Source organism: Streptomyces sp. NPDC047525 (assembly GCF_040643025.1).
Classification (GTDB): Bacteria; Actinomycetota; Actinomycetes; order Streptomycetales; family Streptomycetaceae; genus Streptomyces; species Streptomyces durmitorensis.
This window is the reverse complement of the sequence record NZ_JBEYTL010000002.1, coordinates 263829-275077: the sequence shown is the minus strand read 5'-3', so window position 1 is coordinate 275077 and position 11249 is coordinate 263829. Positions and strand designations below refer to the sequence as shown.

General features: G+C 73.2%; 2 protein-coding genes. Both read right to left on the bottom strand.

The window, feature by feature from the left end; all coding sequences use genetic code 11:
* Positions 1-2: 2 nt before the first annotated feature.
* A complete protein-coding gene (locus tag ABZ833_RS06580) occupies positions 3-4628 on the bottom strand; it encodes an amino acid adenylation domain-containing protein (RefSeq protein WP_361041976.1) in 4626 nt (1541 codons plus the stop codon).
* A complete protein-coding gene (locus ABZ833_RS06575) occupies positions 4625-11233 on the bottom strand; it encodes an amino acid adenylation domain-containing protein (protein ID WP_361041973.1) in 6609 nt (2202 codons plus the stop codon). The genes ABZ833_RS06580 and ABZ833_RS06575 overlap by 4 nt, the downstream gene beginning before the upstream one ends.
* Positions 11234-11249: the final 16 nt, after the last annotated feature.

The following is an 11249-nucleotide window of genomic DNA, read 5'->3' as shown; positions in this document are numbered from 1 at the left end:
GGCTAGGGGATGTCGTCGGCGAAACCGGATTCGAGCTCGTCCACCTCGTCCTGCGCGAGGTCCAGGAGCGGGAAGTCGGAGGACGTGTGTCCGCCCGCGGCGGGATCGGCGGTGTGGGCCGCCAGACCGGCGAGCAGGTCGAGCCAGAGCAGGCCGAGGCGTTCGGTCGCCGCCTCGTCCAGGAGCGCGGCGGCCCAGCTCAGCGTGAGGGTCAGCCTGGGTCCCGCGGCCGTCTCGACGATGACCGCGCCCGCCTCGATCGTGTGCGTGGCGGGCATGGCCGGGTCGAGCGAGCCGCCGATCGTGGCGCTCGACGCGTCGGCGGTGAAGCGGCCCAGGTAGTTGAAGCCGATCTGCGGGCGCGGCAGGGCCGCCAGTGTCGCTGCGGTGGCGGGGTTGAGATGACGTAGCAGCCCGAAGCCGAGTCCGTCGCCCGGTATCGCCCGCGCCTGCTCCTTGACCGTCTTCAGCAGTGCTCCGGCCGCCGGACCACCGGCCACCACCTGACTCACGTCGACCGTCCCGAGGTCGAGGCAGACCGGATGGACGTCGGTGAACCAGCCCACCGTGCGCGACAGATCCACGCCTTCGGCCGACACCCGGCCGTGTCCCTCCACGTCCAACAAGACGCCGGGGGCCGCCTCCTGCCGCCAGTGGGCGATCGCTCCCGCCAGGCCGGACAGGAGCACCTCGTGCACACCGCAGTGGAAGACGGTCGGCGTCCGGCTCGTCAACGTCTCGGCCTGCCGGGTCGGCACGGTCCACGAACGGCGGCGCAGGGTGGCCGCGGTGTCCCGGTCCGGATCCAACTCCCTTTTTCCGAGCGGGGGTTCGGCCTTCCCCAGCAGAGCGGTCCACTCGGCGAGTTCCGCGACCCGTGCCTCTCCGGTGGACTGCTCGACCAGCAGCCGCGACCACTGCCTGAAGGACGTGCCCACCGGGTCGAGCCGCGGCTCACGACCGGCCGCCACCGCCTCGCACGCGGCCTTCAGGTCCGGTACCAGAATGCGCCACGAGACCCCGTCGACCGCCAAGTGATGCACCACGAAGGCCAGTCGCCCGACCCGCCCCGGCCCGGCGTCCACCCACGCCACCTGCAGCATCACACCGGCCGATGGATCGAGGCGCTCCGCCGCCTCCTGTGCCGCCTCGTCCGCGATGGCGTCGAGGGTGCCGGCCACCGCGTAGGTCGCGTTCACGCGGGTGACCAGGGTCCCGGCATCCACCGAGCCCTGCTCGCGGACCAGCAGCCGCGGCCCCGTCTCCCCCACGGACACCAGGGAGCGGAGTACGTCATGGGTGTCCACGACCGCGCTCAACGCACCCTCCAGGACATGCCGTTCAAGGCCGGACGGAGCCGCGACGATCGCCCACTGGGCGAACCTCGGGCCCACGGCCCGCTCGCCCAGCTCCCGCATCACGGGCGTCCAGGGCACATCGCCCACTCCCACGTCCGGCGGCACCGACGCCTCGCCCGCGAGGCGGCCCACGGCCGCGAGCCCGGCGGGTGTCTCGTGCTCGAAGACGTCCTGCGCCTTGAAGAGCAGGTTCGCGCGGCGGGCGCGTGCGGCCAGCTGCATCGACATGATCGAGTCGCCGCCCAGCTCGAAGAAGCTGTCCTCGACACCGACGCGCTCAAGCCCCAGCACCTCGGCGAAGAGGAGGCACAGTGTCTCCTCGGCCTCGGTCCTGGGTGCGCGTCCGGAGACGCGTTCGGCGAAGTCGGGTGCGGGCAGGGCCGCGCGGTCGACCTTGCCGTTGCGGGTCACCGGCAGGGCGTCGAGGGCGAGCACGACGCTGGGCACCATGTACTCGGGCAGCGCTCGGGCGACGTCGTCCCGCACGAGTACGGGGTCGACCGCCGGGCCGTCCGGGACGACGTAGCCGACGAGGCGGCGCTCACCTGGACCGTCGTCACGGGCGACGACCACGGCCTGGGCCACGGCGGAGTGGGCGGTCAGGGCCGCCTCGACTTCACCCAACTCGACGCGGAATCCCCGGACTTTGACCTGGCTGTCCGCCCGGCCGACGAAGAGCAGCTCTCCGTTGTCGGTCTCGCGCACCAGGTCGCCGGTGCGGTACATCCGCTCGCCGGGCGCGTACGGGCACGCCACGAACCGGTCCGCCGTCGCGCCAGGGCTGTTCCAGTAGCCCCGCGCCAACCCCGCGCCCGCGACATAGAGTTCGCCGGTCACACCCGGCGGCAAGGGCTTGAGGAACGCGTCCAGGACGAAGGCCTTCCTGTGGGGCAGCGGACGCCCGATGGGCAGTACGGAGTCCATCGCGTCGCCCGGCTCCAGTACGTGCCAGGTCGCGCAGAGCGTCGTCTCCGTCGGGCCGTACAGGTGGCGGACCGTGACCTCGGGGCACGCCTGCCGGACCCTCGCCACCGATGCGGCCGGGACCACGTCCCCTCCGGTCAGCACCTCACGCAGTCCCGCGAGGCATTCCGGGGACTCCTCCGCGAGCACCCGGAAGGAACCGGCGGTCAGATGCACCGCGCTCACGCCTGCCTTCACGTGCTCACGCACCTGCTGGGCATCGACGACACCGGGAGCTGCCATCACCACGCGGCCACCGGCGGCCAGCGGCACCCACATCTCGTACAGCGATACGTCGAAGGCGTGCGGGGCATGCATCAGGACCGCGTCCGCCGGGCCGACCCCCCAGTCCCGCTCCCCCACCAGCGCCGCCACACTTCCGTGCGGCACCGCCACGCCCTTGGGCACACCCGTCGAACCCGACGTGTACATCACGTACGCCACGTCATGCGCCGCCACCGGCGTATCGAGCTCCCTGAACTCCCCGCCCTCAGTGGCCGCCTGCGCCTCCTGGACCCGCGGGTCATCCGCCATCAGCAGCCGCCCGGCGAAGCCCTCCGGCACCACGGGGCGGCTCTGCGACGTGCACACCACCACCGCCGGGGCCGCGTCCCCCAGCACGAAGGCCACTCGCTCCACCGGCGAGCTGACGTCCACCGGCACATGGGCGGCGCCTGCCCGCCACACTCCCAGCAGCACGGCCACCAGGTCCGGCGTCCGTTCCATCAGCACAGCGACACGGTCACCCCGCCGGACCCCGTGTGAGGCCAGGTGCGCCGCCCAGCGCCCTGCCTTGTCCCACAACTCCCTGTAGGACTGCGCTCGTTCGCCTTGGACTGCCACCGCATCCGGTGACGCCTCCACACGCTTCGCGATCAGCTCCGGCACCGGCTCACCCGCTGGAGCCACCGCCGCGCCGGGCGTGAGCAGCGCGCGGGCCACGCCTACGCGTCCCACCGCCACCGACGGATCGGCCACCATCCGTTCCAGGACCCGGGTCAGCAGCCCGGCGAGCGCCTCGCCCACGGCTTCGTCGACCAGGTCGGGCCGGTACGTCACATTCACCTGGAGACGTTCGCCGGGGGCGATGCCGATCGACAGCGGGTAGTGCGTCGCCTGGCGGGACTCCACCGTGGTGATGGAGAGCGCGTCGGGTGCGGTCGCCCTTCCGGGCGGCCGGGGGTAGTTCTCGTACACCAGGAGCGTGTCGAAACCCGCTCCCGGTCCCGCGAGTTGCTGGATCTCCGAGAGGCCCAGGTGCTGGTGGGCGAGGAGCGCCGACTGGCGGTCCTGCAGTTCGCGGAGCATGTCGAGCAGCGGCTGCGAACCATCGAGCCGGACCCGTACCGGGAGTGTGTTGATGAAGAGGCCGATCATGGAATCGGCGCCCGGCAGTTCCGGAGGGCGTCCCGCCACCGTCGCGCCGAACACCACGTCCGTACGTCCGGCGAGGCGGGCAAGGAGCAGCGCCCACGCTCCCTGGACGACGGTGTTCACCGTCAGGCCGTTGGCGCGGGCCAGGGCGGCGAGCGTCTCGGTCGTCTCCTGGGTGAGGTGGGAGGAGCGTTTCTTCGGGGGTGTGTCGCCGTGTGCCGGGTTCGCGGGGCCTGCCACGGCCTGCGTCGGTTCTTCCGCGCCTGCCAGCTCCGCCTTCCAGGCGGCTCGGGCGGCCTCCTTGTCCTGGCGGGAGAGCCAGGCCAGGTAGTCGCGGTAGGACGTCGCGGGCGTGAGGGCCGAGGCGTCGCCGCCCGCCGCGTAGATCTCGGCCAGCTCGTTGAGCAGGAGCGGGGCCGACCAGCCGTCCATGAGGATGTGGTGGCTCGTCATCACCAGGCGGTGACGGCGCTCGCCGGTGCGGATCAGGAGCAGACGCATCAGGGGCGCCGCCGCCGGGTCGATCCGGTCCGCGCGTTCACGTGCGGCAAGGCGCTCCGTCTCGGCCGCCGCTTCGGCCTCGGTGAGGTCCGAGACGTCGGCCTCGCTCCACGGCAGGACGACCTCGCGGGTGATGAGCTGCACGGCCTCGCCGGTCTTGCGCCGCTGGAAGCTCGCCCGCAGCGCCGCGTGCCGGGTCAGGAGCGCCTCCCAGGAAGCGCGGAAGCGGGCCGCGTCCAGTGAGCCTTCGACCGCCAGGATGTTCTGCACGGTGTAGACGTCGGGTCCCTGACCGTTGAAGTCCGCGTGGAACAGGAGCCCTTCTTGCAGGGGCGAGAGCGGCCAGACCTCCGCGAGCGCGGAACCCTTGGCGTGCGGAGCCGGCCGGTGGGCGGCGGGTGCGTGCCCCGTGGCGGGGGTGGGAGTCTTCACAGCGAACGCCCTCCTTCGAGCTCTGCTGCCATCGCTTCGAACTGCTCGACCTCGTCCTGGGCGAGCTCGACGAGAGGGAAGTCGGACGGGGTGTGGCCACCCGCTGTCGGGTCGGTGGTGTGGGCTGCCAGGCCCGCGAGCAGGTCGAGCCAGTGGCGGCCGACGCGTTCCGCCACTGCCTCGTCGAGGACCGCGCCGTGCCAGCTCAGCGAGAGGGTCAGCTCGGGCCCCTCGGCGGCGTCGCGGATGGTGGCACCCGCCTCAAGGGTGTGGGTCGCGGGCATGGCCGCCGCGGTGGAGCTTCCGATCGCCTCTTCACCGGCCATCTGCCAGGGCCGGACATCGCCTGTTCCACCGACCGCGGGGAAGCGGCCCATGTAGTTGAAGCCGACCTGCGGGCCGGGCAGCGCGGCGAGCACCAGGCCGGTCTCGGAGTTCAGGTGGCGCAGCAGGCCGTATCCGAGTCCGTCGCCCGGCACCGCCCGCGCCTGCTCCTTGACCGCCTTCAGGAGCGAGCCGACGTCCGGTCCACCGGCTGCGGCCCCCCTCGTGTCGATGGCGGTCAGGTCGAGGCGGATGGGGTGCACGCTGGTGAACCACCCGACGGTGCGCAGCAGATCGGCGTCCTGGACCGGCTTGCGTCCATGTCCCTCGACGTCGATCAGGACCGTTCCGTGAGTGCCGCGCCGCCCTTGGACCACGGCTCCGGCCAGCGTGGCGAGGAGCACCTCGTGCACTCCGCAGTGGAAGAGGGCCGGTGTGGATCCCGCGAGCGTGGCCGCCTGCTGGGGCGGGACGGTCCAGGACCGGTGGCGCATGCCTGCCGCTGTGTCCCGTGCCGGGTCGAGGGCCCGGTGACCGAGGGGTGGTTCCGCCGTCGCCCTGTCGCCGAGCAGCCTGGTCCAGGCGTCGAGTTCCGCGACGCGGTCGCTGCCGGTTGCCTCCTCGACGAGGAGCCTGGACCAGCGCCTGAAGGACGTGCCGACGGGGTCGAGCCCCGGCTCCCGCCCGGCGGCCGCCGCCTCGCACGCGGCGCGCAGGTCCGGGGCCAGGATCCGCCACGAGACCCCGTCCACCGCCAAGTGGTGCACCACCAGGACCAGTCGGCCGACGCGCTCAGGTCCCGCGTCCAGCCACACCGCCTGGACCATCGCACCGGCGAAGGGATCCAGGCGCAGGACCGCATCGCGCGCGGCACGGCCCGCGAGCCCGTCCAGGCTCTCCGTAGGGACCTCCGCAGCGTCGAGCCGGGTGATCAGGCGGGCGGCATCGACGGATCCGCGCTCGCCCACCACCAGGCGGGGTCCGGTGTCGTCGTCGGCCACCGCGTGGGCGCGCAGCATGTCGTGCGTGTCGAGTACGGCGCCCAGGCCCGCCGCCAGGACTTCGCCGCCGAGACCCGCGGGGGTGCCCATCACGACCCACTGAGTGAATCCGCCACCGAGTGCCCGCTCGCCCAGGGCCCGCATCACGGGTGTCCAGGCGATCTCGCCCTCGCCCACGTCCGGTCCCGACACGCGTCCGGCACCGAGCCTGACCACGCGCGCGAGGCCTTCGGGCGACCCGTGCTCGAACACGTCCTGGGCGCTGAAGAAGGCACCCTCCCTGCGGGCGCGGCTCACCAGCTGCATCGAGCTGATCGAATCCCCGCCGAGCCGGAAGAAGTTGTCGTCGGCGCCGACCCGCTCAAGGCCGAGGACCTCGGCGAACAGGGCGCAGAGGATCTCCTCCGCCTCGCCTTCCGGCGCCCGGCCCGACACATGGTCGGCGAAGTCGGGCGCGGGGAGCGCGGGGACGTCGACCTTGCCGTTCGGGGTGACGGGCAGCGTGTCGAGGGCGAGCACGGCCGCGGGCACCATGTACTCGGGCAGCGCCTTGGCCGCGTGATCGCGCACCGATTGCATGTCCAGGGGCCGTGGGTCCACCCGGCGGTCGGCTCGGGCCTCGGCCTGGACCCGGGATTCGGCTCGGGCGTCGGTGCCCACCACATAGCCGACCAGGCGGCGTTCCCCCTGCCGGTCCTGCCTCAGGATCACCACGGCCCGGTCGACGGCGGGATGCCCCCTGAGGGCCGCCTCGATCTCGCCGAGCTCCACCCGGAATCCGCGCACCTTCACCTGTGCGTCGGCCCGACCCGCGTAGACGAGGTCGCCGGTGCCGGTGCGGCGCACCAGGTCCCCGGTCCTGTACATCCGCTCGCCGTGCGCGAACGGGCTCGCCACGAAGCGCCGCGCCGTCAGCCTCGTCCGCCGCAGGTAGCCGCGTGCCAGGCCCGCGCCCGCCACGTACAGCTCGCCCACCGTGTCCGCGGGCACCGGCTGCAGGAACGCGTCAAGGACGTGGGCGGAGGTGTTGGCGACCGGGCGGCCGATCGACGGCTCGTCGTGGGCGCCGAGAGGGCGGCTCACCGTCGAGGCGACCGTCGCCTCGGTGACCCCGTACTCGCTGTAGATCTCGCGGTTCACCGACCACTGACGGCGCAGCTCGTCGGAGACGGGTTCGCCGCCGATGACCAGGACGCGCAGCGCGGGCAGCTCCTCCGGCGGAAGCTGCGCCAGGAGGGTCGGTGTCATCGCGACGTGCGTCACCCGCTGCGTGCGCATCAGGTGGACCAGTTCCTCGCCGGTCGCGTGCCGCCGCGCGGGCGGTGCGAGGACCAGTCGGCCGCCCGCGCAGAGCACCGGCCAGATGTCCGACATGGAGACGTCGAAGCTCGGCGAGACGAGTTGGAGCACCGCGCTGTCCGCGTCGATGCGGTACCGCGCGATGCGGTCGGCGACAAGGTTGCGCAGGCCCCGGTGGGGGACGACCGCGCCCTTGGGGGTGCCGGTCGACCCGGATGTGTAGATCACGTACGCCGCGTTGGAAGCGGTGAGCGGTGTGCGCCGCTCCGCGTCCTTCATCGGGCCGTCCGCGTGACCGGCGTACCCGGTCTGTACGGTCTGTCCGGCCACTGCCCGGGTGGTCAACGGGGCGTCCAGGAGCACCAGTTGGCCGGTGAACTCCTCCGGTACCGCGTCGCGGGTCTGCTCTGCGCAGACCAGGACCGGCGGGGCCACGTCGTCGAGGAGCAGGCGCAGCCGCGCCGGGGGGAGCCCCGGGTCCACGGGGACGTAGACACCTCCGGCCGCCGCCACCGCGAGGAGGGCCGTCACCAGTTCCGCCGAGCGGTCCGCCATGACGGCCACCCGTGTCTCCGGACCCACTCCCCTGTCCGTCAAGCAGCGCGCCAGTCGCCTGGCGCGGGCGGCCAGTTCGCCGTACGTCAGCGAACGCTCGCCGTCGACCACCGCCACGGCGGCGGGCGTGGCCGCGGCCTGCTCGGCGAAGAGGTCCGGTGCCGTCATGTCGGGCATGGCTGCCCGCGCCGACGCGTTTCGCTCCCCCCGCTGCCGTTCCTGCTCCCGCGCCACGAGCGCGCGTTCGGTCTCGGTGAGGATGTCGAGCCGTCCCACCGGCGACGAAGGATCCGCCACCATCTGCTCGATGACGCGCACCAGCGAGGAGACCACGGCCTGGGCCCGGTCGCGTCCCACCACGTCCGGGCGGTGCACGACGAGCCCCCGCAGCCGGGTGTCAGGGACCACGATCAGCGCCAGCGGATAGTGGCCCCTGTCCTCCGGCTCCCCTACGGGACGGATGGCCAGCTCTGCTGCGGCACCGGTCCCGTCGGGCGTCCGGGGAAGGTTCTCGAACACCACGAGCGTGTCGAACACCGCGCCGGGCCCGGCGATTCGGCGGATCTCGCGGAGCCCCAGATGCTGCCGGGACATCAGCCCGACCTGGCGCTCCCGCAGGTCAGCGAGCATCCCGGCGACCGACTGGTCGGCCGCCAGGCTCACCCGTACGGGCACGGTGTTGAGGAACAGGCCGACCGCCGACTCGACCCCCGGCAGCTCCGCGGGACGGCCCGCCACCGGAGTGCCGAACACCACGTCCGTGCGCCCCACCAGCCGGGCGAGCACCTGGGCCCACGCGCCCTGCACGACCGTGTTGACGGTCACCCCTTGGGACCGGGCCAACTCGGCCACACCGCGGGTGAGTTCCTCGGTCAACTCGAACGGCACCGGTTCCGGCACGACCTGCGGCCCGGCCGGCTCGTCGGGCACCATCAGCGTCGGCTCGTCCGCCCCGGCGAACTCGGCGCGCCAGGCGTCGCGCGCCGCTTCCTTGTCCTGACGGTCGAGCCAGGCCAGGTATGTCCCGTACGACGTCGTCGTGGGCAGTGTCCGGCCGTCGCCGCCCGCCGCGTACAGCTCGGAGAGTTCCGCGAAGATGACGTCGGTGGACCAGCCGTCCACCAGGGAGTGGTGGACGGTGACGATCTGGCGATGCCGGCCGGCGCCGAGGCGTATCAGGAGCAGCCGCAGCAACGGTGCCGCCCGGAGGTCGAACTTCTCGGCACGCTCGGCCTGGGCCAGGCGCGCCACCTCGGCGGGCACATCACCCTCCGGCAGCTCCGAGAGATCGGCCTCGCGCCAGGGCAACTCGGCGCCGTCCGTGATGACTTGCACCGTCTGCCCGGAGTCGCGCTGGTGGAAGCTCGCGCGCAGCACGGCGTGCCGGGCGAGCAGTGTCCGCCACGACGTCCGCAGACGGTCGGCGTCAAGAGGGCCGTCCAGGGCCAGCGTCCGCTGGCTCGCGTACACGTCCGGCCCGTCGTCGTCGAAGGTGGCGTGGAAGAGCATCCCTTCCTGGAGCGGCGACAGCGGCCATACGTCCACCAGCCCTGGCACCGCGGCCCGCAGCCGGTCGGTCTCGTCCTCGCGGAGGTCGCCCATGAGCGAACCGGCGGAGCGGTCGCGCCCGGTCGTCTCCTGCCGCTCCCCGGGCCCGCCCGGCACCCCGGGCCGCTCCCCGGACCCCTCCCCGGACCGGGCGACCGCGGCCAGGGCCGCCGGTGTCGCGTGCTCGAAGACGTCCTCCGCCCTGAAGAACAGGTGCGCGCGCCGGGCGCGGGCGGCCAGTTGCATCGACATGATCGAGTCGCCGCCGAGCTCGAAGAAGCTGTCCGCGACGCCGACGCGTTCCAGGCCGAGCAGCTCCGCCATCAGGGCGCACAGGACCGCCTCGTCCTCGGTGCGCGGCGCGTGGCCCGTGACCTTCGCGGCGAAGTCGGGGGCGGGCAGGGCGTCGCGGTCGACCTTGCCGTTGCGGGTCACGGGGAGGGAGGCGAGGGCCAGTACCGCGGTGGGGACCATGTACTCGGGCAGTGTCCTTGCTACGTCGTCGCGGACGAGCCGGGGGTCCAGTCCCTCCGGCTCCTCCGGGACGACGTAGCCGACCAGGCGGCGTTCACCGTGCCGGTCCTCGCGGGCGACGACCACGGCCTGGGCCACGGCGGGGTGGGCGGCCAGAGCCGCCTCCACCTCGCCCAGCTCCACGCGGAATCCCCGGACTTTGACCTGGCTGTCCACGCGGCCGACGAAGAGCAGCTCTCCGTCATCGGTCTCGCGCACCAGGTCGCCGGTGCGGTACATCCGCTCGCCCGGTGCGTACGGGCACGCCACGAATCGGTCCGCCGTCGGACCGGGGCTGTTCCAGTAGCCCCGCGCCAGGCTCGGCCCCGCCACGTACAGCTCCCCCACCGTGCCGGCGGGCAGCGGCCGCAGCGCCGCGTCCAGGACGAAGGTCCGCCGGCGGGGCAGCGCGCGCCCGATCGGGAGCACGGAGTCCGTCTTGTCGCCCGGCCGCAGCACGTGCCAGGTCGCGCACAGGGTCACCTCGGTCGGGCCGTACAGGTGCCGGACGGTCACGTCCGGGCAGGCCTCGCGCACGCGGGCCACGGAGCCGGGCGGGACCACGTCACCGCCGGTGAGCACCTCGCGCAGTCCGGTGAAGCAGTCCGGGGACTCCTCGGCCATGACGCGGAACGAACCCGCGGTCACGTGCACGGCGCTCACGCCGTTCTTGACGTGCCTGCGCACCTTCTGGCCGTCCACCGCGCCCGGTTCGGCGATCACCACGCGGCCACCGGCGGCGAGCGGCACCCACATCTCGAACAGCGTGACGTCGAAGGCGTGCGGGGCGTGCATCAGGGCCGCGTCGTCAGGGCCGATCGCCCAGCCTTCCTCGCCGACAAGCGCCGCGACGCTTCCGTGCGGCACCGCGACGCCTTTGGGCACCCCGGTCGAACCCGACGTGTACATCACGTACGCCACGTCCCGCCCGTCCACCGGCGCGCGGACGTCGCCGCCGTCGAGGGCTGCCACCGCCGCCCGCACCCGCGCGTCGTCCACCACCTGCACGGCGGCGCTCTGCGGCACCACGCCCCTGCGGTCAGCGGTGCACAGCACCACCGCGGGAGCCGAGTCCTCGACGACGAAGGCGATGCGCTCGGACGGTGAACCCGCGTCGACGGGAACGTAGGCCGCGCCCGCCCGCCACACGCCCAGGAGCACCGTCACCAGCTCCGGCGACCGCTCCATCACCACCGCGACGCGGTCGCCCCGGCCCACTCCGAGTCCGGCCAGATGCGCCGCCCACTGGCCCGACCGCGTCCACAACTCCGCGTACGACAGCGTCCGTTCGCCCTCGACCGCGACCGCGCCGGGCGACGACTCCACCCGTGCGGCGATCAGCTCCGCCACCACCGACGACTCCACCACTTCCCCCTTCAGG